At 68.2% G+C, this 25185-nt stretch carries 34 protein-coding genes; 9 read left to right on the top strand and 25 right to left on the bottom strand.

Annotated features, from left to right (window positions below):
* The first annotated feature begins 16 nt into the window (after positions 1-16).
* Positions 17-547, top strand: a complete 531-nt coding sequence (locus F8566_RS30400) for a hypothetical protein (RefSeq protein ID WP_151565272.1) — start codon at positions 17-19, stop codon at positions 545-547.
* 245 nt (positions 548-792) lie between these two features.
* On the opposite strand, the gene F8566_RS30395 is transcribed toward F8566_RS30400, so the two are convergent.
* Together F8566_RS30395 and F8566_RS30390 are read right to left on the bottom strand one after the other, a co-directional pair.
* Complete coding sequence (locus F8566_RS30395; RefSeq protein WP_151565271.1) at positions 793-1479, bottom strand: hypothetical protein; 687 nt, start codon at positions 1477-1479, stop codon at positions 793-795.
* A gap of 129 nt (positions 1480-1608) precedes the next feature.
* The gene (locus tag F8566_RS30390) at positions 1609-2019 is read right to left on the bottom strand and encodes a DUF3846 domain-containing protein (RefSeq protein WP_192809932.1); all 411 of its coding nucleotides are present in this window, start codon (positions 2017-2019) and stop codon (positions 1609-1611) included.
* Between the two features lie 172 nt (positions 2020-2191).
* Between F8566_RS30390 and F8566_RS30385 the strand changes: the two genes are divergently transcribed.
* From F8566_RS30385 to F8566_RS30360, 6 genes are all read left to right on the top strand, one after another.
* Positions 2192-2500 (top strand): hypothetical protein, encoded by a 309-nt coding sequence (locus tag F8566_RS30385; RefSeq protein ID WP_151565269.1) that lies wholly within the window; start codon positions 2192-2194, stop codon positions 2498-2500.
* On the top strand, positions 2497-2727 hold the full coding sequence (locus F8566_RS30380) for a hypothetical protein (protein ID WP_151565268.1): 231 nt from the start codon (positions 2497-2499) through the stop codon (positions 2725-2727). Before F8566_RS30385 ends, F8566_RS30380 begins: the two co-directional genes overlap by 4 nt.
* Positions 2728-2964: 237 nt before the next feature.
* Positions 2965-3786 carry a hypothetical protein gene (locus tag F8566_RS30375; RefSeq protein ID WP_151565267.1) on the top strand — a complete coding sequence of 274 codons (822 nt, stop codon included), beginning with the start codon at positions 2965-2967 and terminating at the stop codon, positions 3784-3786.
* A gap of 66 nt (positions 3787-3852) precedes the next feature.
* Positions 3853-4119: a hypothetical protein gene (locus F8566_RS30370; protein ID WP_151565266.1), complete on the top strand. Its 267-nt coding sequence runs from the start codon at positions 3853-3855 to the stop codon at positions 4117-4119.
* The gene (locus tag F8566_RS30365; RefSeq protein WP_151565265.1) at positions 4116-4364 is read left to right on the top strand and encodes a hypothetical protein; all 249 of its coding nucleotides are present in this window, start codon (positions 4116-4118) and stop codon (positions 4362-4364) included. The genes F8566_RS30370 and F8566_RS30365 overlap by 4 nt, the downstream gene beginning before the upstream one ends.
* A 37-nt stretch (positions 4365-4401) precedes the next feature.
* Positions 4402-4662: a hypothetical protein gene (locus F8566_RS30360; protein ID WP_151565264.1), complete on the top strand. Its 261-nt coding sequence runs from the start codon at positions 4402-4404 to the stop codon at positions 4660-4662.
* A gap of 141 nt (positions 4663-4803) precedes the next feature.
* On the opposite strand, the gene F8566_RS30355 is transcribed toward F8566_RS30360, so the two are convergent.
* The 8 genes from F8566_RS30355 to F8566_RS30325 form a co-directional block, all read right to left on the bottom strand.
* A complete protein-coding gene (locus F8566_RS30355; protein ID WP_151565263.1) occupies positions 4804-5076 on the bottom strand; it encodes a hypothetical protein in 273 nt (90 codons plus the stop codon).
* Positions 5077-5223: 147 nt separating this feature from the next.
* Positions 5224-5955, bottom strand: a complete 732-nt coding sequence (locus tag F8566_RS51615) for a CHAP domain-containing protein (RefSeq protein WP_151565262.1) — start codon at positions 5953-5955, stop codon at positions 5224-5226.
* Positions 5955-6095, bottom strand: a complete 141-nt coding sequence (locus tag F8566_RS50205; protein WP_192809931.1) for a hypothetical protein — start codon at positions 6093-6095, stop codon at positions 5955-5957. Before F8566_RS50205 ends, F8566_RS51615 begins: the two co-directional genes overlap by 1 nt.
* Before the next feature lie 72 nt (positions 6096-6167).
* On the bottom strand, positions 6168-6494 hold the full coding sequence (locus F8566_RS30345) for a hypothetical protein (RefSeq protein WP_151565261.1): 327 nt from the start codon (positions 6492-6494) through the stop codon (positions 6168-6170).
* A gap of 49 nt (positions 6495-6543) precedes the next feature.
* Complete coding sequence (locus F8566_RS30340) at positions 6544-8730, bottom strand: glycosyl hydrolase family 28-related protein (RefSeq protein WP_151565260.1); 2187 nt, start codon at positions 8728-8730, stop codon at positions 6544-6546.
* 13 nt (positions 8731-8743) lie between these two features.
* Entirely contained in the window at positions 8744-9682 is a 939-nt protein-coding gene (locus F8566_RS30335; RefSeq protein WP_151565259.1) for a hypothetical protein, read from the bottom strand.
* Positions 9683-9755: 73 nt separating this feature from the next.
* Positions 9756-10982, bottom strand: coding sequence for a Gp37-like protein (locus tag F8566_RS30330; protein WP_151565258.1), 1227 nt, complete (start codon positions 10980-10982; stop codon positions 9756-9758).
* 53 nt (positions 10983-11035) lie between these two features.
* Positions 11036-11800: an alpha/beta fold hydrolase gene (locus F8566_RS30325; protein ID WP_151565257.1), complete on the bottom strand. Its 765-nt coding sequence runs from the start codon at positions 11798-11800 to the stop codon at positions 11036-11038.
* On the opposite strand from F8566_RS30325, the gene F8566_RS53080 reads away from it, so the two are divergent.
* Positions 11732-12112 carry a pentapeptide repeat-containing protein gene (locus F8566_RS53080; RefSeq protein ID WP_404800362.1) on the top strand — a complete coding sequence of 127 codons (381 nt, stop codon included), beginning with the start codon at positions 11732-11734 and terminating at the stop codon, positions 12110-12112. The genes F8566_RS30325 and F8566_RS53080 overlap by 69 nt on opposite strands.
* Before the next feature lie 1121 nt (positions 12113-13233).
* On the opposite strand, the gene F8566_RS30315 is transcribed toward F8566_RS53080, so the two are convergent.
* The gene (locus tag F8566_RS30315) at positions 13234-13794 is read right to left on the bottom strand and encodes a hypothetical protein (RefSeq protein WP_151565255.1); all 561 of its coding nucleotides are present in this window, start codon (positions 13792-13794) and stop codon (positions 13234-13236) included.
* A gap of 160 nt (positions 13795-13954) precedes the next feature.
* Between F8566_RS30315 and F8566_RS30310 the strand changes: the two genes are divergently transcribed.
* Positions 13955-14176 (top strand): hypothetical protein, encoded by a 222-nt coding sequence (locus F8566_RS30310; RefSeq protein ID WP_151565254.1) that lies wholly within the window; start codon positions 13955-13957, stop codon positions 14174-14176.
* Positions 14177-14481: 305 nt separating this feature from the next.
* Here the strand turns inward: F8566_RS30310 and F8566_RS30305 are convergent, their stop codons facing one another.
* From F8566_RS30305 to F8566_RS30240, 14 genes are all read right to left on the bottom strand, one after another.
* Positions 14482-15423 (bottom strand): phage tail family protein, encoded by a 942-nt coding sequence (locus F8566_RS30305; RefSeq protein WP_151565253.1) that lies wholly within the window; start codon positions 15421-15423, stop codon positions 14482-14484.
* A gap of 12 nt (positions 15424-15435) precedes the next feature.
* Positions 15436-19872: an aggregation-promoting factor C-terminal-like domain-containing protein gene (locus tag F8566_RS53075; protein ID WP_151565252.1), complete on the bottom strand. Its 4437-nt coding sequence runs from the start codon at positions 19870-19872 to the stop codon at positions 15436-15438.
* Between the two features lie 64 nt (positions 19873-19936).
* Entirely contained in the window at positions 19937-20326 is a 390-nt protein-coding gene (locus F8566_RS30295; protein WP_151565251.1) for a hypothetical protein, read from the bottom strand.
* A gap of 68 nt (positions 20327-20394) precedes the next feature.
* Positions 20395-20667 carry a hypothetical protein gene (locus tag F8566_RS30290; RefSeq protein WP_151565250.1) on the bottom strand — a complete coding sequence of 91 codons (273 nt, stop codon included), beginning with the start codon at positions 20665-20667 and terminating at the stop codon, positions 20395-20397.
* A gap of 29 nt (positions 20668-20696) precedes the next feature.
* Positions 20697-20963, bottom strand: a complete 267-nt coding sequence (locus tag F8566_RS30285) for a hypothetical protein (RefSeq protein WP_151565249.1) — start codon at positions 20961-20963, stop codon at positions 20697-20699.
* Between the two features lie 8 nt (positions 20964-20971).
* The gene (locus F8566_RS30280) at positions 20972-21301 is read right to left on the bottom strand and encodes a hypothetical protein (RefSeq protein ID WP_151565248.1); all 330 of its coding nucleotides are present in this window, start codon (positions 21299-21301) and stop codon (positions 20972-20974) included.
* The gene (locus F8566_RS30275; RefSeq protein WP_151565247.1) at positions 21301-21954 is read right to left on the bottom strand and encodes a phage tail tube protein; all 654 of its coding nucleotides are present in this window, start codon (positions 21952-21954) and stop codon (positions 21301-21303) included. The genes F8566_RS30280 and F8566_RS30275 overlap by 1 nt, the downstream gene beginning before the upstream one ends.
* 40 nt (positions 21955-21994) lie before the next feature.
* Positions 21995-22399, bottom strand: coding sequence for a tail completion protein gp17 (gene gp17, locus F8566_RS30270; protein ID WP_151565246.1), 405 nt, complete (start codon positions 22397-22399; stop codon positions 21995-21997).
* Between the two features lie 28 nt (positions 22400-22427).
* Positions 22428-22715: an HK97 gp10 family phage protein gene (locus F8566_RS30265; protein ID WP_151565245.1), complete on the bottom strand. Its 288-nt coding sequence runs from the start codon at positions 22713-22715 to the stop codon at positions 22428-22430.
* Between the two features lie 19 nt (positions 22716-22734).
* Positions 22735-23094 (bottom strand): hypothetical protein, encoded by a 360-nt coding sequence (locus tag F8566_RS30260; protein WP_151565244.1) that lies wholly within the window; start codon positions 23092-23094, stop codon positions 22735-22737.
* Positions 23070-23486 (bottom strand): hypothetical protein, encoded by a 417-nt coding sequence (locus F8566_RS30255; protein WP_192809930.1) that lies wholly within the window; start codon positions 23484-23486, stop codon positions 23070-23072. Before F8566_RS30255 ends, F8566_RS30260 begins: the two co-directional genes overlap by 25 nt.
* 7 nt (positions 23487-23493) lie before the next feature.
* A complete protein-coding gene (locus F8566_RS30250; RefSeq protein WP_192809929.1) occupies positions 23494-23814 on the bottom strand; it encodes a hypothetical protein in 321 nt (106 codons plus the stop codon).
* Between the two features lie 62 nt (positions 23815-23876).
* A complete protein-coding gene (locus F8566_RS30245) occupies positions 23877-24251 on the bottom strand; it encodes a hypothetical protein (RefSeq protein WP_151565243.1) in 375 nt (124 codons plus the stop codon).
* A gap of 43 nt (positions 24252-24294) precedes the next feature.
* Positions 24295-25134, bottom strand: a complete 840-nt coding sequence (locus F8566_RS30240; RefSeq protein ID WP_151565242.1) for a P22 phage major capsid protein family protein — start codon at positions 25132-25134, stop codon at positions 24295-24297.
* Between the last annotated feature and the right edge of the window lie 51 nt (positions 25135-25185).

The following is a 25185-nucleotide window of genomic DNA, read 5'->3' as shown; positions in this document are numbered from 1 at the left end:
GCACGCAGGGGACGGGATGTCAACGCCTCACCACGACAGCGAGAAGCCCGATCAGCAGGAACCGACCTACATCGGTACAGACCAGATCGCTCAGTGGTTCTCGGTGTCGCCCGCCACGGTGTCGCAGTGGCGCATCCGGTTCGCCGTCGACAACAGCGACAACCCGTGCCCGCAACCCGACATCCAGATCAACCGGTGGGCGGGATGGCGCTCGGAACGCAAGGCGGCCTGGCTGGCATGGGACGAGCGCCGTAAGGCCAAGCAGAAGGCAGAACCGGCCGACTATGAGGCCGAAACCGTCAGCTATGCAGGCCCACAAGATGTGGGGGAATGGTTCGGAGTGCCTGGTGGGACGGTTTCCAGGTGGCGGTTGCGATACGCCAAGACGAACATGCCGTGCCCAGCCCCGAATGTCGTTATCAAGGGTCTGAGCGAGCAGGCGTCGGTACCGGGCTGGCGTCCGGACCGCAAGGACGAGTGGCTCACGTGGGAGAAGCAACGTCCGGGGCGCGGAGCGGGCGGCGGCCGCAAGCCCGCGAAGTCGTAGCCGGCCGGAGCGCGCGCTGACCGGCGTGCGGACCACTCACCCGCGGGGCGGGCATGTGAAAGGGCTGGGAGCCCATCCGCACCGCATGGCGTGAACCACGTGGACCCGGATTGTTCACCGAGTGTCAGCACAGCAAACCGGGCTCCCAGCCCGAAGGCTCCATGGTAGCGAAACCCCGCAGCCATCGGAGCTCGCGCGGGCGGTTCGTTCTTTCCTGCGGTCTCCAGTTTGATCTTGACAGGCGATCACCTGCCGGTGATCTTGGCGTGGATCTGGAACTCATCAAGGCGAACTAGGAGCAGCCGGGCCAGAGTCTTCACGATATGCGGTTCGTCGAACAGGACGATGGACCTCACGGGCGGTTCCAGCCTGGAGGGGACGACGTCGCCCACCACTCCGACGGGGTGCGCCTTGGACACCGTGAAGGCCACGGCTCCTTGTGACCGCAGGCTTGGGCAGAGCTTTATGGCCACTGGCCAGCAGTTCTGGCAGGTGGGCGGGTTAGCGGTCTCCATGCGGTCGGCGCCTAGGTGGTGGATCAGCATGGACCATTCCAGCGCGTGCATGAGCCAGGAGGTCCCGTTGTCTGTGGCGGCGGATTGGCCGCATACCTGGCAGAGATGGTCGGTGAGGGCCTTGCGCTGCCGCTCGCTGTTGAACGCGGCCCAGTCCGGTGACCCTGTGCGGTCGGTCCGAGTGTGGCGCCACAAGACAGACGGGCAGTCAGCGCCGGGCGGCGACCACCAGTCCTCGGTGCTGGGGTCTTGATAGGCCAGCCGGGCGCCGCCGTTCGCGGCGGGCTCGATCTGGAGCGGCATCTGCGATGGCCGGTAGGTCTCTCCGGTCCATTGGGCGATCCAGGGGACAGGCCGCCCTTTCCAGCGAGGCACGGTCTCGGGGATGGAGAAGGTGTGCGCACCGGGGGTGCTCATGGCTTCCTTTCGTTTCGGGCTCGGGCAGCCCGGCGGATCGCCCTGGCCTCGAAGGCAGGGCCACCGTGGGTGAAGGTGTAGTGCGGGCCTGAAGGAGGGGGCGGTGTCGCGTCCATGGCCCTCGGTGGCTTAGGACGGGGAGTGGATCGGGGGGATAACCGGCAGGCTCAGAAGTTGCGAGCGCAGAGCGGCGGTCTGGCTGGGCTCCAGGCCCAGCGGTACTCCGTGCGGGTCGACGGTCGCGAGCAGCGCTACGCCCCGATAATCCTGGTGAACGAAGCCGTATCGGCGTGCGAGGAGAGTGGCGTAGACGTTCACCGGCTGACGCCTTATCCCTTCCTCATCCAGCCACATTTCCAAGGTGTCGGTGAGGCGCACGACTGCGGACACGGTGCAGCCGATCGCCGCGTTGATCTCATGAATTACCTGGTCGCTGGTCTGGTCCTGCGGTGAGAACGGAAGCTCTTGTAGGAGCCCGGTTGGTGCGAGCACCAGCGCGGTACGGTTCATTTCAATCCAATCGGATTGCTGTGCTGACATGTGTGACTCTATGACAAGCCTCCAAGTACTGTCAATACACCAGACATTATTGAACAAGTTTGTCTGATGTGTTGACATCCGGCGAATGGGTGACTAATGTTTCTCATGTCAGCACAGCAAGCCATACGGATTGCGGTCCTCATAGGGCTGGAAGTCCGGGCAGGGAGGAACCATGTCGCGCCGCCCCTTTGATCAGCCCCGCGAGGGCGACCCGCCGCAGAGCGGCAGCACTTGGGAGACCATCCAGACCACCCAGATCAACCACGCACCCGTCACCTCTGTGATGTCCCAGGGACACCCCACCGAGGAAGCGGCCGTAGAGGCCCTGGCTCAGCACTTCCAGGAAAAGGCCGCCGCGACCGACTGGGCCCCGACCAAAGCCGGATGGCAACGGGGCATCACCGAGATCCGCCGCAACCACCGCACCCGCGTGTTCTCAGTGACGTACAGCGTTCGTCCCACAGCAGACCGGGCCGCGTGAGCGAGAGCAGCGACCGGGAGACCTGGCACGAGGTGTTCCAACAGGCCAAGGCTCTACACCTGTACTCCGAACAGTTCGAGACCGTCACGCTCGGCCTGGCCAACCCCGGCGAGATCCCCGACGCCCCCGAGCCCGCAGCCGCGCGGCCGATGGCTCACCGCCTTCACGAGGAGATCGTGCGGCATTTCCAGCAGCTCGAACAGCTGATGGCCGCCATCCCCCACTAGCCGCTGGGTTCGCGCGTCTCGTCACGCGTTACCCAGCACCGGTTCCAGGTGCGGGCATGCGACCCGCGCTGGCTTTCCCTTTCCCCTTGCGCCAGCGCACCGACTCGCTCCTGCACCTGGAACCCACCCCGCCCCCGGAAGGCCCGGAAGGAACGACCAGCCCGGCATAGCCCGGCGCAAGGGTCACCGCCCGAGCCTTCCGGGGCCCACCTCCCTCACCCATGAAAGGGATCACGCATGCCCTCACGCAGCCGGCTGCCCATGGAAGAGACCCAGCGCAAGCGTCGCGGCCATGAGTTCCTGCCGCCTCCGCGCGTCATCGACCGGACCCCCGGCGAACGCGGCCAAGAGAACGTGCCGGAAGCCGACAAAATCGCCCACATCCACTACTTCGGCGGCGCCGTCGACTTCTGGGTCACCGAGATGTGGCAGGAGATCGGCACCGGAGAGTGGATGGCCTTCGGCTACATGAAGTTCAGTCACGCCCCCAACGACGGAGAGTGGGGCAGCCAGTACCTCTCGGCCCTGGAGCAAATGGTCCTGGGCAGAGATCTGCCCTACATCGTCGAGCGGGACCTGTACTGGGACCCGACGCCGATGTGGCAGATCGAACGCGCGGGCGTGTGGGACAGCCACGGCTACCAATACATCGTGCGCTACGGCGAGATGCGCGGGTGGCCGACGCCGAAGATCGCCGAGCTATGCCGCAAAGCCCATCAGGACCAGGCCCCCGCTGATACCGCCATGTGGGACGGCACCGAATGGTGGACCGCCAGCGAAGCGCCGCTGGAGATTCGCGAGCGGCTCGGCGTCCCGTCACACGTGGACGCTGACGATGTCGACTTGGACGAGCTCGGCTACCCGTACCTGGTCCAGCATCTCAAGCACATCGGTCACCCCCCGGCATACATCGCCCGCATCTGTCGCAAGGCCGCCGCAGTCAACGCGCCCCCCGACACCTATCTCCTGGAGTTCCCGCACCACACCGTTCGCACCGTGGGCGAGGTCCTGGAACTGCTGCAGAACGTCGGCTACCACGCCGAGCCCCCGTCGGTCTGACCGTCCCCACCTGCTACGGCCGGGCCGGAACATCCGTGGCCCGGCCGTTCACCAAGAGAGGCCGCAATGCCGACATCCGATCCGCAACAACCAACGCAGGCCCAGCCGCCGAAGTGCTGGTGCCTGTTCGATCACCCGCTCACCGAAGAGGCCAGAGCCCTGGTCAAGCGGCAGCTCGACTATGCGCGAAACGTGCAGGACCCGCAAGGCATGCTCATCCACCTCATACGCCTGACCGGTGACTGCCCGGCAAGGCGAAGCCAAGCCACCATCCTTGACACCCGCTCCGCTGACGAGCCATCTGGTGACGGAGGAGAGGGGGTGGCCAGGTGACTCCGCCTCAGCGCCGCGAGCCGTCGGAGCTTACGGGCCTCAAGAAGTCGGTGCAGCGAATAGAGAAAGCCGCCATCGAACTCTCTGCGCTCACACGCGGCGGACACCGCATCACCGGCCGCCGGACGCCACGGATGCGGGACGGCTCTCCTCCAGAGGAGTTGACCCCCGAGCAGAGGAAGAAGCGCACCGACAAGGCCAAGGCAGCGCGGAAAGCCCGCAGGAAGAACCGGCGCAAGCGGTGATCGCAGCGACATCACAGACGAAGGGAAAGCGCCCCTCGTGAGCAAGAAGATCAAGTTCACCTACCGGCTGGCCACGCCGTGGCCTCGCCCTCGCCTCGTCATTCTCAACCTGTTCTTCGGGGCTGGAGCGGTCTTCAAGTACGCGACGGGCCAGAAGCTTGAAGGGGCGGTATCGCTGATCCTTTGGGTGCTGGTCACACTGGTGATCGCGGCCACCAGCGCCAAGTTCGTTCGGCAGAACCGCAAGCTCCGAGCACGGTACGACGAGCTCGGTGGCACGGAACAGCACGACCACTGAGCTCACCCGGCCCGTCCATTGGCAAGCATTAACGACGGAAGCGCCCCGCCCACCCGACCGACGAGGCCGGAAGGACGGGGCGCTCTTTGCTCTGGTGCCCGCCTCCGTAAGGATGCGGACACGGGCCTCAGGACCGACTGGTCAAACCGTGGGCGGCTTGGTCAGGCGCTGGGCGGTGGCGGCCGGAACGTATACCGGGGACTGGCCGGTGATTCCTGCGGCCAGGAGCCAACGGCCGATCGCAGGCCACTGTGTCTCGATGAGCCGAGCGGCTGTGTAGTAGGCGAAAGTAACCGAGACTGTCACGATCTCGGTCACCGCACCGGACGGCAGGTCCAGGCCGATGCGGGCGGCCCAGCCGAGCAGTGCACCGACGATCAGCGGGACAAGCGTGCGGACGATGGACGGGGACATGGTGTCTCCTGTCATGAGGATGTCGAAGTGAAGGCCAGGACCGGGCTGGCATCGAAGTGGTGAAAGCCGGAGCGCTGGAACTGATCAGGCACGCTGACGGCCACCCGGGTGCTGCGGCGCGGTGCAAAACCGCGGGGTCTGCCGGGGTCAGGTGAGGGGAGCCGTCCAGGCCGCCGCCCAGGTGGCAGGGCCGATCACGCCGTCCTGCTGAAGGCGCTTCTCCTTCTGGAAGGCGCGGGCGACCTTTTCGGATGCCGGGCCGTAGACCCCATCCACTGCCAGGTGCCAGCCTCGGGCGCGCATCTGCCGCTGCCAGGTCCGCACGTCGTTGCCGGACGTTGCGGGCGGCTGGGTGATGTAGCGGCCGGGCCAGCGAGGCGCGGCGGTGCCGGGCTTGGGCTTATCGGGCTTGCTCGGCGGGCGGGAACCGGTGGAGTAGGCCGGGTAGCCGTACCCGGCGATCCCTGATCGGCGGACGCGCCTGCGGACGGCGTTGTCGGTGTTGCCTTCGAGCGTGACCACGCTTCCGTCTGCGCGGACGGCCTCGACGATGCCGACGTGGTCGATGGCCGGACGCGAGTGAGATCCGCTCCAGTCGAAGAAGATGATGGCGCCGACGCGGGGCTTGTGACCCCAGCGGCCTCGGTCGGCGAACCACTGGGCGTGGCTGGGCGTGTAGGCGAAGTCGCCGACGATCGACAGCGCTCCGGCCTGGACGGCGCACCAGCCCACGAACATGTCGCACCATGCGGCGCGGGCGAACCCGCGCACGTGCTTGCGGTCCTCGTAGGCGGCGCCGTACTTGGTCCAGCCGTCACTGCGTTCGCTCGTGCCGAGCTGGGAACGGGCGATCCTCAGGATGTCCTTGGCCGTGGGCATCAGCTGTCCTCCCCGTCGTCGGTGATCTCGGAGGCGACGGCCGTCCCGGGGTCCTGCGGGACGTCTTGGGGGCCGTCTTCGGGCCGCACCGCAGCTTGGTGAGCGGGGCGGGTGGGCACGATTTCTGCGGGCTCGGGCACGAGGACTCCTTGAGGTTGGGCATGCCGGAAAGCCCCGAGGCCGGCGGCCGGGGGGCTTGGAGGCGTGTGGGTTTACTTGACGCCGAGGGCGGCGATGATCGTGGCGCCCAGCAGCGAGACGATCAGCGACAGCACGGCTGTGGTGATGGCGCCGGTGATGATGCGGCGGTCGGCCGCGCGGCGTTCATCGTCGGCACGGCGTTGCTGATGCAGGTCGGCGATCTCGGCGGCGAGGTCGTCCAGGCGTTCGCTGGTGGCCGCGCGGTGCGCGTTGTAGACCTCGATGCTGATCACGCGGCCGAGGCGGGAGGAGATGTCATCCAGCCGCCTGCCGATCTCGGCCTCGATGCGTCCGAGAGTTCGGGCGAGCTCGGCGAGGGTGGGTTCGGGCAGCGTCACGGGCCCGTCCTCCTTGGTCAGGTGTCGGTACCGCGCGGCGGAGCGCCGGTCAGGTGACGGTCCGGGGCGTGACGGTCAGGAAGCTGTTCTCCTTGACCCGCACGCCTTCCCCGGTGCCGGTGTCTTCGCATGCCTGGAGGGTGAGGGTTGCGGTGCCGACGCCCGGTGCGACGTACAACTCCCCGACAATCGTCAGGCTGCGCTGATTGGCCCAGCCCACGCCGGTGACAGCGCCGTCTCCGTCAGCGACGACATAGCGGGTCACAGCGGGGGTCGACAGACAGTAGGCGCAGCCCGCCGCTCCTGCAGGGGTGACGAAGTTGGCCTGCCAGTTGGCCTCGACAGTGCCGGACGCTGTGTCTCGGGTGATCTTGATTCCGATCCTGGCGTTGGCGTCGGCGTCGGCCCGGTAGAGCACGAACGCTTCGAACCGGTACCAGCGCGAGCCGCCTGGGACGGAGGCCGACAGCTTCGGCACGTCGGCTAGGGAGTTGCCGGTGATGGTGACTTCGGCAGCGTCTTGCCGCCGGTTCACCACGCCGGTTCCGCTGGAGGAGTTCGTGTCGGTGGTGATGGTCAGCCGGTTGCTCTGGTACGCGGAGAGGACTCGCACCTGGTGGCTGGCGTGTGGTGTGCCGCCGAGCCAGTGGACGCCGTCCGCGGGGTCGGTGGCTTGGGCGCTGGACCGGTTGTCGTAGGCGATGCCGCTGACTCGGATGTTGCGCGCGGCCGCGTCGATGACGAATCCGTGTTTCTGGTTGCCGGATTCGCCGATGGTCCGGTTGAACGCAACGGCCCCGTCGATGGTGAGCTCGGAGGCTTGGGGCCCGATGTAGAAGCCGGAGCACTCATATGGCCGCGCTTCACCCGACAGGGTGTCGTAGCGGCTGGAGGTCTCGGCGTAGCAGCCGGTGAGCTGGGACTTGCCAAGTCTCAGTAGGAAGCCGTGGCCTCCGTTGTCCTGGGCCTGGCAATGGGAGTAGACGTTGCGGACGCCACGGTTGTAGAAGCCCGCGCCGTCTTTGTAGTCGGCGGATTCGACATAGGCGCTGCTGCGCCGGTTGTACCAGGATCCGCAGCCGTAGAAGTTGCACTGAGCTGCGTACACCTCGATGCCGGCGTAGCCCTGGCCACTGTGGTTCGCGCCGGAGACGTCCAGGAGGTGGAACTTGTTGTCTGGGGCGCCGCCGCTGCCGTCATCGCGGCCGACTTGTACGCCTCGCCGCCAGAACCGGCGGAGCCGGACGTCGGAGACGATCATGGCTTGGTCGTCATCGCCGATGATGACCAGGCCCTCGTGAAGATCCCAGATCAGAAGCCGTTCGAGCCGGTTGGCTGCGTCCGGCTCGATCGTCAGGCCGGTGGTGTTGAGGAGGATTCCGTCCGCGGGGTTCGCAGTCGGCTCAGTGTGGGTGTTACCGGGGCTGGCCTTGATCCATAGATCTGTGACGGCCCAGTCATGGACGTCGGATCGGCTGACGGTTCGGGAGCCGACGCCGATGACCGCGGTCTCAGTGGCCCATGTACCGGCGGCGATCAGGCGGGTGGCGTAGCGGGACTCTCCGCGCAGAGTCACACCAGTGCGCATCTGGAGTCCACCCGCGCAGCCCGTACCGCCGACGTTGCTGGTGTAGCCGATCAGGTAGTCGCCGCGGGGCAGGTACACCACACCGCCGCCCTGGTTGGCCACGTTGTCGATCGCGGCTTGAATGGCGGGTCGCGCGTCAACGCGGCCGGTCGGATCAGCGTCGTAAGGGCTGAGGACCGCGTTCACCCACGGGCTGTTTGCGGTGCTGGGAAGCGACGCCCACCGTGCCCCGTACAGGGCGCCAGCGTCCGAGTCCTTCGTGAGAACCTGGCCAGGTTGGCCGGTCAGCAGGAACTCACGCAGCCCAGAGCTCCAGGTGGTCGCCGCTGTCAGGCTCGCGATGGTGTCACCGAGGTCGGTTGCGGTGATCCAGAGGCGGGTTCCCGCGCCGGCGTCTGCCCACATTCCGAGAACCTCGGGCGGTCCCTGGAAGCGTGGAAGCATTCCGGCCGGTGTGTTGACGCCGTCTCCGGACACGACGGCGTCCATGGGTGCTTCGCCCGCGCTGAGCAGGTCGGTGTAGCGAACGCCCCCGGTGGGGGCGTTCCAGAACGTGACCACCGCAGAAGGGGCGAGTAGCAGGACGGAGCCGTCCCCTGTGGTGAACGTCCAATCCGCGAGACCTGCGCCGAACCAGTGGCGTCCCATGATCACCGGCCTCTCAAGGGATGTAGGTCATGGTGAGCCGCAAGATCGTGTTGTCACCGAGGTCGTTGGGCGACGTGTATTGCATCCACACTTCACCGCTGGTGGTGACTTCGACCCGAGCGTGAATCCGGGTGTTGGTCATAGCTGCGAAGTGCTGGTACGAGCGGCGAGTTCGGAAGGGTGCGGGGACGGTCGCTACGAGGACGCCGTCTGGGAGGTTGATCTGAGTCGTGTGTGGGTGGAACTTGGCGTTGATGACGAGGGAGACGACTCCACTGACGAGCCGCCCGACGTTGGCTCCCGCGGAGGACCAGCCGTAGTCGTTGGCGCCCTGCTTGGGCTTCAGCGAGAGAGGGAGGTCGCCTGTGTCTTCGATCAGCGACACCCAGGTGCTCCCGTCCCAGCGGGTGACGCGCCCTGTGTCCAGTTCCAAGCCGAGGGTCCGCCGCGTGGGCGTCGGCTTGGCGTAGGAGCTGTAGAGGATCGGTGCGTTCCCCAGCCAGAACCGCTCGTCCAGTAGTCCGGCCATAGACCCATTGCTCTGGGAGGTCCAGCGAGCGATCGGCAGATCCCACATGCCGTGCGTCCCGAGGGTTGCCTGAATGGCTGGCACGGGAGGTGTAGGGCCGGGCGTGCCGACCACGATCATGGGCTTGACGAAGTCGGCTGGGTCGGATGCGTCCCGGTTGAGGCGAAGCACCAACCGGTCGATGCGATTCTGCGTCGCGGGTGGCGGGATCGAGACCGAGGCCCCCGCCTGGAGCGGCTTATAGATGCCGCGGAGCAGCGCACCGCCAGCCGTCATCGTCGCGGTGCGAGCGGAAACGTTCAGCGCCGGATCCAGGCCCCAGGCCACCCCAGAGGCTTCTGCGGCGGTGAAGTACGCCTCCCACTCGGCCAGGGTCGTCATGGAGATCTGTCCCGGCATCGGGTAAGCGATGTCGTCTGCCATCCGGCCGCCTTTCATGCATGGTCGGACCGCCCGATGACCTCGGTGGCCTGGCGGGAAGGTCGGAAGAACTGGATTAGGGGGCGGTCGCGCGCAGACGCTGCTCGACCGCTCGCAGCCGCACGGCGAGCTGGGCGGTGATGGTGTTGTCGTCGGCGGTTTGGTCGGCGCCGATCTCGGGGGTGACTGTCTCGCGGTAGGCCGCGCCGGTGGCGTCGGCGACGAGCTGGACTCGCGAAACGAGATCGGTGTAGGTGACGTCCTCGCGGATGTCGACGGTCACGATGTCTCCGAGCTGGTAGCCGGTGACTCCGTCCACGTCCGCGCCGAACCGCAGCCTGGGCAGGTCCACTGCCCTGACGGCGAGCTTGACCGTCCCGGCACCTTTGGCGAGGGCTTCACGCGCGGCCGCGGCCGCGTCGGTGTCGGTGCTGGTCTGGTCGATGACCTGCTCAACGCGCGTCCACGAATCGTTGCTGCCCTGTCCGGCCTGCTCGAAGTAGGCGGGTGAGGCTGTCTGCATCAGCGCGTTTGTGAGGGTCGGGTCGGCGACGGCCAGGTCAGCGTCCGCCAGGTTGCCCAGCGCCGCCGAGAACACCGCCCGCTGCGATCGGTCGCGGGGCAGATAGGTGTCGAAGCGGAGGCGTGTGCCTTCCAGGGCGAGGCGCACGCCGATGCGAGATTGCAACGCGACCGCGCGCACCATGTCCATGAGGGAGGCACCGATGGTAGGGGTGTCGCCAACCGCAGGGCCCGCCGCAGGCCTGATCGGTACGACTTTGTAAGAGACCTGTTGGCCGCGTTGCTGGTCGGGTGCCACGTCCAGAACTGGGATTTTGCGGGCCGGATCGCCGGGCGTGACGAGGTTGGCGGCCACGATCTGCTTGATGACTGTCTCGGCGGCGCCGGTGTAGACGCGGGCTGTGGTGGGCTGCTGCGCCCATGTCTTGGTCGGGTCGGGGAAGGCGATCCGGTTGGCGAGCAGGCTCAGCAGGTCCGAACCGGTGAGGATCAGGGCTTCGGTGATGCGGCCTGTCTCAGGGTTAAGGGACCGCTTGTACGCCCAACCCTCCGCACGCAGCGAGAACGACGTAATGCCATTCCAGTCGACAACGATCCCGATCGGCAGCAGGTTGCCGCTGCCGTCCAGGCGAATGAGCGCCCAGGTTCGGTCCGTGGCCGGCATCTCCAGGGTGAAGGAGCCGACCGCGTTCCAGATGACGTTGATCTCCAGCTTGCGGAACGGGATCGGGGAGCCGCGCCGCAGGGTCGCCAGTTCTAGTGGCTCAATCAGCACCGCCATCACGCACCACCACCTCGCGGCTCATGACGACATCCGGTTTCTGCGAAGGGAGATCAGTCGCGTCCGGCCTCGACGAGCTTGCGAGCGAGCAGACCGGGGCGGGTGAGCAGTGCCTCGTGTGAGCCTGGCATCTGGACCAGGCGACACAGGCCAAGGCGGGAGGAGAAGCGGGGATGCCAGCCGGACGCCTCACCGGGCGGCAGGCTGTTGTCATCGGTGGCGTACAGGTAGGACGAACGCAACCGGCCGGCGTCCAGCAGCTTGTAGAACTGCCGCAGGTCGAGGTGGTCTTCGAGCATCGCGACCGGCTCCGGCGACAACGTGCGGAAGGTACGGGTAGCGACCGCGAGGTCAGCGTCGTTGACGAACCGCTCGCGCCACATCTCGAACGGCAACATGACCGTTCCGTCAACGAGACTGCGGCGCATCATGCGTGCCATGTCCCGCGGGATCTCGTCGAACACCGAACCGCCGTCAGGCAGCACGAACGCGTTGAAGTAGACCAGGCGGCGAATCCGGTCAGGTATCTGCTCCGCGACCTTGCTGATGATCGTTCCACCGAACGAGTGCCCGACAAGGACGATCTCGTTGAGCTGGTGTTCGTCGAGGTAATCGACGATTGAGGCGACTCCGTCGGTGTGCGTGACGTTCCGGGCCGCACCCGGTCCATGTCCTGTAACCGTCGGCGCGTGTACCTTGTGTCCTCGCCGGCGCAGTTCCTCAGCGGTTGCCGCCCAGTGCCCGCCGTGATGCCAGGCGCCGTGAACGAGCACGAACACGAGCCTGCGTTCGTCGCTATTGCCGTGAAGGGTCTCCATGCGAGTCCTTACGTGGTTGGCAGAGGGCTTATAAATGGCGCGAACTTGACTGGCGCGGACCTGACCGGCGCACACCTGACCGGCGCGAACTTGACCAGCGCGGACCTGACCGGCGCAGATTTGACCGGTGCGGATCTGAGAACGTCGAGTTCTGCACGTTCCTCTGCGCGGAGTGCCCATGGCGCAGGGATGTGGATCTGTCGCTGTTCAGCGATGACGACTTCGACAAGCTCCGCAAGGCGAATGCCAGGGGTACTCGGCACGGTCTACGATCCCGCGAAGCTGGAGGAGGTACGATCGGCGCCGGGATGACCGCGAAGGCCACGACCCGTACCGCGTTGAGGGCCTGCCAGGCACCGGCCGCCACCACGTGCACACCGTCGAGCAGGCTCTTGCCCGCGCTCGCGTGACCACTCCGGAGTCGCTGACGGCCAAGGTGATCCTCGACTGCGAGTACGGGCAGTGCTGCACTCGCCTGCACGTGCCATCCGCCAGCAACGTGCTCTAGCCCCGCGAGGTCGCCGTATGTCGGGCTGGATGGTTCACCCGCAGGAGCGCCGGTGGCCACGCCCGGGACCTCTGCCAGTTCCACACCGAGCCCCCGCGCCTGTGTCCAGAGCCCGAGCCGGCAGAGCAGGGGGGCCTGTTTTGACGGCACTGTTTGAGCTACCCATCCTCAACGCGCCCCCTTCCTCTCCTACCGAGTGCTCGACGACGGCCGGTGGTGGGTGATCTCCTACGGGCTCGGGGTGCACAGCACGGCGATCCTGCTGAGGTTGTGCGAGGTGCTCGACAGCATCGCGGCCGCCGCCCCCTCATCCGGACAATGTCGGCCGGGTGCTGGTGCGGGTGGGGTTCCCGGTCGGCTTCAATTTGGAGCGGCTCGTGGTCATCACCGCCATGGGATCAGCCCTGCACCGACAACGAATAGCCGGGGCTCTATTCCATCGACGTTGCCACGCCAGGGCCACCGGAACCCCGCCTCGGCCACCGCTGCAGATAGGGAGATCAAGGCGGCGGCCAGCCCTCCGACGAGACCCCACGCGCCAGCTTGGATCACGTTCATGCACCAAACCTAGCGGGACGACCTCGCCTTAGCCAGGACGGCTTGGCATCTTACAGCTGACGATCGTAACGCCGACAGCCGTGTGATATGAAACATTCGCCTGACGCAGGGGAGAGCCAATCTTGGACCAGGCGAATTCCAGACGGTCGCCCGTCCTGATTCTGCCGCTTCTCTTTCCTCTGATCGTGCCCAAGCCTGCGACGTGGAAGCCGCTGCCGTGCCTATTGTCGCTGGCCGTCGCGTACATGCGGGCGCTATATGGTGGTGCGATGGCCTGGCCGTTGTGCCTGGCGCTGGTGATGCCCACCGTAGCGGTGCGTCTGTAGAGCAACCGCCCCTGCCTATGGCATTTCCAGGGGATTGCCGCTTACTGACAGTTGTTGCTTTCGGCGCCGGCGTTAATGGGACAGCGCGCCTCTTGCTCGTGTGAGGATACGTAGCTATTCACCGGGCTTGCCACGTACACCTGGATTTGTAGGTGGGTCAGGTTCTTGTCGTCTTTGTCCCAGGGCACCTTAATTGAATTAAGGTCGGGGTCCACGGCCCCACTACCAGTGCACATGGTTCCTTTCTCCGGTTTACTCCAATCCGGCTGAGGACCTTGGGCCCGGCGGGGACGCGCCCGCAGGTAGAGATCGTATCCAAAGAAGAAAAACGACTGACACATGGCGCGTTCGACCGTGGCGCCGTATACCAAGATTTCGTTTTTGTCGAAGCGGACCTTCCCGCCCTTCACATCGACGTAGAATTTGTTGCCTTCCCACATGCTCACGGTGAACGAGGCGGACTGGGGCGCGGTTGCAGCGGTCGCCTCGGCGGCGGGGACCGTGCCCGCCGCACAGCACGTGAGGGTCACCAGACAGGCGACTGCCGTGCGGGGTCGCGAGCGGACGGCATTGCGGGGTCGGGCGGTGCGAAGCATGCCCACGGGGGCCTCCAGTCGTTCCTGAGGGGTCGGACAGCCTGAAGCTATAACAGAGAGTCAATGGATGGCTACGCATTGCTTGGACGCGTAAGGTCACAGTAAAGTTACTCCAAGTCAACAGCTTGGGTTGGTTACAGCCCCCGACTCCACGGAGGAATAGACCATGTCTGCCCGTCTTCGCCCGCCGCTGCTCCTCGCCTCAGCGGCAGCGGCGACCGCGCTCCTCAGCACGCCCGCCCACGCCGACGCGAACGTCCCCGTCATCGACTCGGCCTCCGAAGGCACGGTCGAGACCGTCCAAAGCGCGTTCGGCGCCGTCGACAAGACCGCGGGTGGTGCCATGGCCACGGTCGACCAAGCGCCCATCTCGATCGAGAAGCGCTAAGCCGTATCAGTGAAGTCAACTGAGTTGCGGGTAGGAGCTTGGCGGATGATGGCGATGCCGAAGATCCTCACGGTGCAGTTGACTCCCGAGCAGCACACCGAGGGCCGGCGGCGCCTGGCTGCCAAGGTCCTGCCGCACCAGGAACGTGTGCGGCTGGAATGCGTCCGGCTGCTTGATCGTGGCTTTACCGTGGCACACCGCACCGTGACCTGCTGGAATGCCATCCGGTCACGGTGCGGTGTGCGGTGCGCCGATTTAGACCTCCGGTCGCTGGGCGGGGTGAAGCTTCTGACCCTCTGGTCGCCTCAGGCTCGTAGCCAGCGGGTCATGAACGTCAACTCCACTCGGGAGGTCGACCCGGCCTCGGCCATCTGGACTGTGACCCGGGACTCGCCAGATGGCAGCGACCACAGGTCACGAGGCGAGGTCTTCACTAGGTCGTTCCAGCGGTCCTGCCCGGAGTTGTCGATGGCTTGCTGGTTGGCGGGGCGGGTGTCGATCGTGACGGACTCCCCGGCTGTCAGGGTCGTGGAGAGTCCGAAGGAGCGGCCGGTGGTGTTGTTGGTCATCGTGGGCCGTCCAGGCCCGGTGATGATCCAAACCGGGTGCGCGTCGCCGTTGCCGGGGTTGGTGACCGTCTCGGTGTCGAACCCGCGCAGGGCGCGGAGCTGAACGGGAGGAAGCGGGGGCACGCCAGGGCTAGCAGCGCCGGTCTCGAACACCAGCCGGACTGGGGCACCGAGCCACATGGGGTCCAGGGTGGAGACGAATGTCAGGGCAAACTCGGTCGAAGTGGTGTATCCGGATCGTGCGGCGTCGGCGTCGGTCTGCTCGAACCCGGAGGTGCACAGGACCAGGAGGCGACGGATGGTGCCGTCCGGGCGCGCGACGGTAAGCGTGGCGGGCGCGGGCACGCCGTACCGTTCGGTCCACAGAGCTCGGTGGAGCCGGTCGAGCAGCGCCAGAAAGCGGGGTTGTTCGGGGTGGTGAACGTCCAGGCCGATGACAATTTGCCGCTGGCCGGGCAGGTAGTCGCTGGGCAATGTTCCCCCGCCGGGGATCGCGGTCGAGGTGACCGTGGCCGGCGGGGAGCCGAGCCCAGCAACGTGAGTGACCAGGCATCCCGACAGTGGGTTGGACCAGTCCCAGGCAGTTCCGTCAGGGTCGGTGTAGGTGATGCGTAGTGGCTGTGCCTCTGGCGCCTCGCTGGGTTCGGTGGACGCCCGTGCCCCCGAGATGAGCGGCATGGGCGGTCCTCCTTACCTGCGGCGGCCCGCGCGGTCACGTTGCCCGGCCAGGACCATTTCGGCCTGAAGTGCGGCGCGAACCTGTGCTTCGTAAGCCGCTGCGGTCATCCCGTCGAAATGTGCGTGGTAGTGAACGCCGTCCTGGCCGGTGACCCCACGTTCAGAGGCCCGCAGGAGCGCGTCCCACTGGGCGCGGTTCAGGACGGGTTCGGGCTGTCCGGTGGCGTTGCGTACCAGCGTGAGCCCCGGTTCCAACCATCCGCCCTCGTCGTACCAGCCGGTGCGGACGCTGTGGTCCCACGCCCGGCCGGGGTTGCCGTAGCGGCCCGAGATGTAGCCCAGGCCCCACCGGATCTGCGTGGCGGGATTGGCGCGCCAGTCGGATCCGGCACTGGCCATCTTGGAGGCCGGAAGCGACTGCGGGATGCCGTAGGCGCCGCTGGAAGGGTTGCGGGCCAGGTGGTTCCACGACGACTCCCGCTTCCACAGCTTGTCCAAGCTGGACCAGTAGCCGCCCCATCCGGCGGCGGCGTTCATCTGCCGTCCCAGGGCACGGTTCTTGGAAGGCGTACCGCCACCGGACCAAGCACCACCGCCGAGCGCTCCCGGCGAGCCTCCCTCGCCCGCGCCGGGACCGGGCACCAGGGAGAAGTCGGGCCGCAGAACACCATCCGCGTCGCTCCGAGTCGAAGCCCGCACCAGCGGTCCTTCGTTGCCGCCGATGGTGGCGATGCGGCCGCCACCCAGGTTGGCCGTGACGAGGTTGATATGGCCAGTTCCTCGGTACACCGCGAGGTCGCCGGGCCGGGCCTTGCTGGTCGGCAGCATCCGCCCTGCGGCGGCCTTCCATTGTGCGACCGCGGCCCATCGGTTGCGTGGTGTCCCGCGCGGGCTGTCCCAGTACGCGCGGGTCGCGTTGGCCTTGTCGACCACCCAGGAGATGAAGTCGGCGCACCACGCCTCACCGTTGAACCCGTTGTACTGGTTGAGGTTGTTGTCGCGGCCTCCCCTGTCACCCGTGCCGATCAGGGACTTGGCGACTTGGATGACGCGGCCGGCCGAACCGGCACCGCCCCCGAACGCCTTGGAGAACGTGCCGATGATTTTCTCGGCGGCTGTCCATGCCCGGTCCAGGATCCGAGCTGGGAGCGCAGCCGCGGCCTCCCCGAACGGACTGGTGGCGGCCGTGCGGGCCTGGGCGTAGACGGGATCGGTCAGCCGCTTCCAGACCTTCTTGGGGTCGGTCAGCAGCTCCAGGGCATTGGTGCCCAGATTGAAGACCTTCCCGGCGGCGTTCTTCACCCCCTTCAGCAGCCCATCGAACGCGCCACCCAGGGAGCCGCCGAGGATGCCGCCTTTGGCGAGCATCTGGAGGTCGCCCCCCGCGCTGGCCCAGAGGGCCTGGGCGCGGCCTCGGTAGCGGGGATCAGTCGGGATGACGTACTCGGGAAACCGCTGTCGGCCCTCGCCGACGATGGCCATTGGTCCGCGCGTGCGCATAGGTCGCGCCAGTGCGGGGTCGCTGAGGGTGCCGCCGGAGGCCAGCATCGGAAGCGTCCCCAGGTGCAGGGACTTGGGCAGCTTCAGCCAGTCCATGACCTTGTTCCAGGTCCCGGCGACGCCCTTGTTGTAAACGGTCTGGATGACGAAGTTGATCGGATCGCGGGTGTACTTCTTGACCTTGTCCCAGGCCGTCCGGATCGCTGAGGCGCCCCGGTCGAACGCCGTGCCCATCCGCCCGACCGCGCCCCGCATCGCCTCGAACGCCGGGGAGATCACCCGCTGCCAGGTGTTGGAGATCAGCGACCCGATCCCCCGCCACAGCGGCCCGATGACGTTGTTGGCGATCCAGTGGAACACCGGCTGGACCTTGGTCCGCAGCACCGTCTCCAGCGCCGCGAGGACCGGCTTGAGCTGCGTGTCGTAGACAACGCGGAACCGGTCGCCCATGGACTTGAAGTGGTTGCCGATGGCGGTCAGCAGCGGCTTGGCCCGGTCGTAGAGCCACTGGGTGGCGGCGGCCAGTCCGTTGAGCACCGGCCGGATGACGTGCTCGAAGGCCCACTGGAACACCGACGCCAGCAGCCGGACCGCGACGGTCACCACGTTGGTAATCACCACCGAGGTCGCGACGAGGACACCGGAGACCAGCCGCAGGATCGGCACCATCACCGTGACCACCAGCGCGACGAACTGCGCCGTGATCGGGATCAGCGGCGTGAACGCCAGCACGAGCTGCACCAGCGCGGGGATCAGCGGCAGCAGCGCGGGCAGCAGCGACGCGATCGACAGGTACACCTGCTGGATCGACGGCAGGCTCTCGCGGATCGCCTGGAGCAGCGCCCCGGCGATCTGCTGCGCGACCTGCGCGATCACCTGCACGATCGGCGTCAAGATCGGCAGCAGCCCCGAGACGAGCTGGGCGATGAACTGGCCGAGCACCGGGAAGATCGGCGACAGCGCCGAAAGGATCTTGCCGATGGCCCCGGCAAGGACCCCGACGACGGGCAACAGGGACGTGATGGCCGGGCGGAGCCCGGCGATCAGCGACCCGACGACCGGCGCGAGCGCCGCGAGGAGCTGACCCAGGATCGGCACCAGCCCCGACAGGATCGGCGCGAGCCCGTTGACCAGCTGCACCAAGACGGGGGCGAGCGCGACCGCCACCCGCCCGAGTGCCGGGCCCAGTGCGCTGATCACCTGCCCGAGGGCGGGGCCGAGCGCGCCTAGGACGCTCTGGAGGGACGGGCCGATCTGCCGGACGAGGTTGGCCAGGTTCGTCGCCAGGGTCCGCAGCAGGCCCAGCGCGGGCGCTGCGGCGGGGGCCAGCGCGGCGAAGACGTTCCCGACGACCGACCCGACCGCCGAGAACGCCTGCACCATCACCGGCGCGAGGCCGGTCATCTGGGCGATGAACGCTTGGAAGCCAGGGCTGGTGGTCAGCCCCGTCGCGAACGCGGCCCATTTGGCGGCTAGCTGGTTCAGGACGCCCAGGAACACCATGCCGACCGGGGCGAGCGCCTGGACGAGGCCGGCGGCCCCGGTGACGAGGCGGCCGAGCAGCGTCCCCAGCCCGGTGATGGCCGGGCCTGCGATTTGGCCAAGCCATCCGGAGAACTGCCGCCAGAACGGGGAGCGCGCCGCGGCGGCGGCCTGATCGACAAGTCCGCCGACCGCGTTCCCCGCCGACTGCACCAGCGGTGTGGCCAGCGGCAGCGAGACCCGCAGCAGGTCAATGCCTTTGACCAGCGCGGGCAGCACCGACGGCTGGAGCTGCTTGCCCCAGGAGGTGAACGCGGCAGAAAGGTTCTGCCAGCCGACCATGACCTGCCGCTCCAGCGGCGTCAGCGCGGCCAGCGCGGCGGCCACCTTGTCGGTCGAGGAGGCGACCTGCAGCTGGGCTTGGGCCAGCGCACGCCGGGCGGCGGCGACCTGTTCGGCGGCATCGCGATCAGTGCGGGCAACGTCGGCGCGGGCCTTGGCGAGCGCCTTCTCCGACTCGGTGTTGCGACGATTGGCCTCGGTGAGCCGGTCACGCGCGGAACGAACCGCGTCCGAACCCTCGACGCCCGCCTTCCGGGCGGCCTTCTCATCGGCGATGGACCGCTGAGTGGCGAGACGGCGCTCTTTGAGTTCCTGTTGCGCCTGGTCGAGACGGAGTTTGGCGCGGGCGATCTGATCCTTGGTCGCCGAGGGGTCGGCCAGCAGCCGTTTGTAGGCCGACTGCGCGTCGGCCAGGTCGAACACGGCCTGGCGTTCGGCCAACCGCGCGTTGGCAACCTGGTTGGAAAGGTCTTGAAGCTGGCGTGCGGCGTCCTGTCGCGCGGCGAGTAGTGCCCGTTGTGCGTCAGCCGCGGCGCGCTGCGCATCGGCAAGGGCTTGCTCGGCCTGCCGGACGTTGTCGAGGGCTTGGGCGTGAGCCGCCGACGCGCCGCGGACGGCGTTGGCGAGTTGCTGCTGCGCCGAAGCCAGCGCGGCGGCGCGGGCCTGCGCCTGCTCCGCGGCCTGCGCAGCATTCTCGGCGGCTTGCTTCTGAGCAGTCAGCGCCTCCCGGACTCGGGTGATCGCCGGGACAGCGACGGCGGCGAGCGCACCGAATCCTGCGGCGGCTCCGGCCAGGGGTCCGGCGAGGCCGACCAGGCCCGCACCGATGCCCAGCAGCGCAGGAGCTCCGGCCGCGCCGAGCGCCAGCATCGCCGTCCGGAGGCTGGCGATGCTGGCCAGCGCCGACCCGGTGTTGGCGGTGACGGTGACCGCGACGCGGCGGCCACCCAGGCGGGTGACCTCGCGGTTGAGCTGCTGGAGCTGTGCCGCCGCGCGGCTGGTGTCGGCGTGGACCTGGATGGTGACCGCGCTGGGGACGCGCGCGATCTCCGCTGCTATCGACTGGTGGAAGCCGGTGAAGTCGGGGCGGATGAGGATGTGCGCGGTACCCGCGAGCTGAGACACCGCCCCACCCCGCCCTCCGGGACGGCGGTCCCCGCGTTCTCAGCACCGGGCGGTAACACACGGTTCAGGCGGAGCCCGGCGGATGTGATCGGCGGCGCTTGACCCGCGCGACGAGCGCGTAGTGGGCCTCCCTGCGGGCCCTGCGTTCGGCACGACGGGCGGCGGTGTCAGGCCGGGGATATGGGGTGATCTCAGGTGGGCGACCCCGCGAGTTCTGCGCGACCTGCACGCGGATCAGTGCGCCGATCCGGTCGATCAGGTCGGCAAGCGCGCGTACCTCGGGTGTCCATTCGGTCAGCCGTGGGCCGCTGCGACGCCCCTCTTCAGGTGGTGGGGGAAGGTCGGGGTCGTCGGCGATGGCCGCGACGAAATGAGAGGTGGAAGGAAGGTGGTCGATCAGGTTCAGCACCTTGCGGACGCTGATCCTGTCCCGCCACAGGTCCAGCAGGTCCACCCCATAGACCTGCTGGAGGTCGGCTTCGAGCGCCTCGCCATACCGGTTGAGCAGGTAGGCGAGGCGCTCTATCCCCCCAGGCCGAAGTGTTTCTGCATGTCCTTCATCACCGCCACCAGCACCGAGGCGTCCTCGTCGCCGACCGCGTCGACGAGCGCCTGATAGGAGTCACCGGCCAGCCGCTTGAGGACCTCGGCCGTGGACAGCGAGGGATCTAGCTCCAGCACGCTCGCGGACTTGGGCGGCAGGATCGCAAGGGTGTCGCCGCTGTCGAGTTCCACAGCAAACGGCTCGCGGCGGGCCTCGGCGCGGTAGCGGGCGATGGAGTACTTCGTGGTCACAGGCGGATGCCCCTTATCTCGTGGATGGCTCAGGAGGAGGTCTTGCTGCGTCGGCGCGCGGGCGGCGGTCCTGCCGTCTCGGGCACCGGCTCGGGCGCTGTCTCGACGGCCGACGCGTCGCCGGTCGAGACGCCGGCGTCAGCGGAGGCGGGGCCCGCATCGTCGGTGGCGGGGGCGGCGGCCGGGAAGCTCGGGTCCGGGTCGGGCCGCCATCCAGCGTGTTCCAGGCGGACCCGGTCGAGGGGCGTGCAGGCGATGCGCTGCACGCCGTTCTTGTAGTACGTCGAGCGGTCCATGCCGTCCCCTACGGTTCCAGCGCGAGGATCTTGAGCTGCGCGGAGTCCACGTCCACCTGAAGCGCGCTGGAGTAGATCGCCGGGTCGATGCCGCCGATCCACCGCGTCGCCCCGGCCGGGATCGCGATCGCCCGGTCACCGATGGGCTGGCCGTCCACCGTGCCCGGCGTGACGAGCGTCAGGGTGTGCGGGTCAGCGGTGTCGGCGTTGCGGACCAGCAGCACGGTCCGGCCGGTGTTCGCCAGCACGTGCCCGTTGGCCGGGTCGCCGTCGATCTCGGCCGTGGGCGTGATCCCGGTCTTGGTCACGCGGATCACCGCTATCTTCTGCCGTGGCATCAGAACCCCATCTCGCTGGAGAGGGCCGCCCATCCCGGCCCGCCGAACAGGTCGTCCTGGGAGTAGCCCAGGGTCGCGTCGGTGGACGCGGTGAAGGTCAGGCCATAGGTGATCGGGTCGTCGTCACCCGACTGGAACGACTGCTCGGCGTAGTCGGTGACCTTCATCCGCGGGTAGAACCGCGCGACGTAGATCTCACCGTCCGCCGTCTCGTCCACCGCGAGCGCGAGCACCCGGTAGTAGAGCGTGGACGGCCGGGCGGGCTTGCGGATCGAAACCTCGCCGCTAATGGGGTCGGGGTCGACATTGCGCATGTCCTTGCCCAGGTACAGGCCGATCGTCAGGGCCTTGGTCTCCAGCGCGGTCACCTGGAGCGTGCCGATGTCAGAGTTGATGTCGGTGCGGACGGGCTCGGTCGCGCCGAATGCCGTGACGTTCGAGGAGTCCACGTCCCGGCCGAACTGGTGGCCGTCGTCTCCGGCCCAGCCGAGGTCCTCGTAGCCGGGGGGCAGCGGCGCCAGTAGCCGATCGGACGGGTCGGTGAGCTTGGTGATCGCAGGGGAGGAGATCGGTGCGACGAACACGCTGCCGTTCAGTGCCTTGCGGATGAGCTGGTTCTTGCGGACGGCGAGCGCGTCGTAGGTGACACCCACGCGGCCTCCCTTCCAGGGTCGTGCGAGGGGCCAACAGAGTTCAGCGCGAGGTCGAGCGGCGGGCGGTGGTGCGGTAGGTGGCGGTCACTCGCCGCGTCCCGGGATCGGGATGGGTGACCGAGTGCGGAGCGACCTCGGTGACAACACGGTCGATCACGCCACCGGACGGCCCGGCCACGACGTGGGGAGCGACGAGCAGCCGTTGCCGTACCGCCTCGCCCAGCGCGTGGGCCTCGGCGCGGGTGGCGGCGTAGACGTCGACGTCAACGCGGGCGGTGTCGCTGACGCGGTTGTCGCTGCCGCCCAGCCGCCGCACGCGGATGACCGGCAGGTGCTGTTGCAGGTCGGGCGGCGTGACGGTGACGACGGTCCCGGTGGTCAGGTCCGCCAGGACGTGCAGTAGGAGTTCTTCGATGTCGGGCCATGGCGCAGCAGCGGAGCCCATCGTGGCCTCCCTGCTGGTCGGTGGCCGGTCAGGCTCCGTGCTCCAGGTAGTCCACCGTGTGGCCGAGGACGCGGTGATCGTCGGCCCATTCGACGTACTCGGCGTAGGGTGCGGTGTTCTCCAGGACGCCTTCCACGCCGCCCTGGCCGGGCCGGGACGAGGTGCGGAAGGAGGCTGCGTAGCGGCCGGTGCGGCGCGGGGCGATGCCGGCGGCGAACCGGGCGCCCTCTCCGGCGATCTCGGCCAGGGCGTCGCCCATCTCGCTCGCCGCCGCGAGGGCCGTGATCGCGGTGGGGTCGGGGGTGTAGCGGGCCACGTTGCTCCTTGCTTCCTGGTCAGCCGGTTGTGCGGACGATGACGAATTCCATGTGGTGAGGGGCGCCCGTGGGGCCTGGCCAGACCTGCGGTTCGCCCTCGACGTCCCACGGCAGGGTGTTCCACTCGATGCGGGACGTCGCGGTCACCGGTGCGTAGGCGGGCGCGTAGACCCGCATCCGCGTGGTGACGGTGTCGCCGCTGTCGTTGTTCTCGGTGCTGCCTGCGGGCTGCACCTGGCAGCCCGCCACCAGCGCGCGGGCGTCGGGCCCGGCCGGGTCGCCGTGCGCGTCGGTCGGACCGGGCTGGATCACGGTGAGGCTGTCGGGGCCGAGGGTTGCGGCGAGCAGTCCCATCACGGCCCCCACGGGGTTTCCCACGTCGGCCACCACACGGGCCGACCGGGGACGACGGGGTGAACGGGAACCAGGCCCGCCGAGCGCAGGACCGACACCGCCTGCGGTGCCCAGCGCGGCGCGGCCTGGGCGCGGGATGCCGACACCCCGCCGACGCTGTGCGATCCGGCCTGGGTGGTCGCGCCGGTGTCGTCGCCGAGCGCGAGTAGGTAGGCGGCCTGTGCGCAGGTGGCCTCGCGCAGCCGCGCGGCCACGTTCGGGTCGGTCGGGGCATCGTCGGCGTCGGTGTCGTAGATCGCGCCGATGAGGATCTCGTCGACGATCTGGGACGCGACGCGTAGGAGCCGCACGGCGGTCGGGGGCGCGGGGCTGTCTAGCCAGGCGGTCAGCTCGTCGGGTGTCGCGTACACCGCCATGACGGCCTCACCCCCCGTCGCCGTCGCGTTCCCCGGGCTCGTTGTCGGTGCCGTCGACATCCTCCTGATCGCCCGCAGCGGGCACCGTTGGGGTGGCCTTGCCGTAGCGCTCGATCAGGTCGTGCTTGGTCGCCGCGGCGGCGTTTTCGGGGTCGGCGCCGCTGGACACGGCCCAGGCCACCCAGTCGCGCTTGGAGTCCTTCACCGAGGGCGGCCCGGTCGCGGCGAAGGTGTCCGGGCCGGTGTAGGGCGTGCCGTCGTGGTTGACGCGCACGAGCTGCCCGACCGCGAGCGCTGCGGCCATGTCCTCCGGCAGGGGCAGGGCCATGCGCCACAGCGCACCTCCGCTGCCACGGAACCATGCGGTCTCGGTGCTAGTGGTCTGGCTGGTCACACCGCCCCCGGGATACGCAGTGCGGTGATGTTGCCGGTGTGCGCGGCGTCGGGGACCTCGACGATCAGGGACCCGTCGTTCTGCAGGAATCGACCGCTCTCCAGGGGGCCGATGAAGGCCGCGCCGGACGCGGGGACCGTGACGGACAGGTCCCCCTGCCCGGCGGCGAAGGCAGGCGGGTAGGCGCCTGCCTTGATCGTCACGGTGTGCGCGGCGGTGTGGGTGTTGGTGACGCGCAGGAGGGTGCGTTCGGGCAGCGCGCGGGCGATGACGTGGCCGTTGCCGGCCCCGGTGTTGACCGCCGTCCCGGCGGGGTCGCTGATGCCTCCGTTGGGCAGCAGCGCCGTGTAGGCGAGCGCGGTACGCGCCATGATGGGTCTCTCCGTTCAGATCAGCCAGTCAGGAGCATCGGCGTCAGGCGGGACGGGTCGCGGTCAGCACCGCGAGGGCGTCCGGGCGGATGACCTTGGCGCCGTAGTTGTAGAGGCCCCGCACGCGGTCGCCGAACCGCGCCTCGCTGCGCAGCGCCTCGGTACGGTTCACCTGGTCGGCGTAGGTGATCGCCGCACGCACACCGGCCATGACGACGTAGTCCGCAGCTGCCGGGTTCGGGGCGTTGTTGCTCTTGAAGATGTCGAACCCGGCGGCCTGGCCGATGAACCCGCGGCGGAGCGCGGCACCGCCGTCTGCGGCCTTCTCGGCGTTGATGAAGTTGGGGCTCTTGAGGAGCTGGCCGTGGTACCACTCCGGGATGACGACCCATCGTCCGGCGTTGGGGACGTTGGCCTCGCCGAGCTTCACGCCGAGGTCCACGAGGGACTCGTAGGCCGCGTCTCCAGAGGAGATGGTGCGAGCCGGGATGACGTTGGCGGCCTGTGCCTGCGTGTAGAGGTTCGCGACGTAGGTGTCGGCGACGTCGGCGAGCCCGTGGGCGGCCTCCGACATGGCCTCGGGGACGACGTTGCCGCGGGCCTGCGCGGCGTCGAGGTCGTCGATCGAGAAAGCCCAGTACTTCTCCTGGTCCACGACGAGGGTCCGCTGAGCGTCGGTCAGCTCCTCGTACTGGATGTCGGCGTTGCGGCCGTAGGTGCGGATGGTGGGTCGGGAGATCGAGGTGATCCGCACGGTGTCACCGGCGGCCGCGATCTCGCCCTCGTAGTCGCTGTTGCACAGCGCGGCGTAGACGTGGGCCTTCTTCAGGCTGGTGGCCAGCAGCGCCGACCAGACTTCGGCCCGGAAACGCGTAATCGCCACAGGCGAGTCCTTTCACGCAGGGATTCAACGGGGTGCGAGGGGGCTGGACCG

Source organism: Actinomadura rudentiformis, from assembly GCF_008923185.1.
Classification (GTDB): domain Bacteria; phylum Actinomycetota; class Actinomycetes; order Streptosporangiales; family Streptosporangiaceae; genus Spirillospora; species Spirillospora rudentiformis.
Note: the sequence above shows the minus strand (reverse complement) of the source record. Positions and strands in the feature narration are given on the sequence as shown.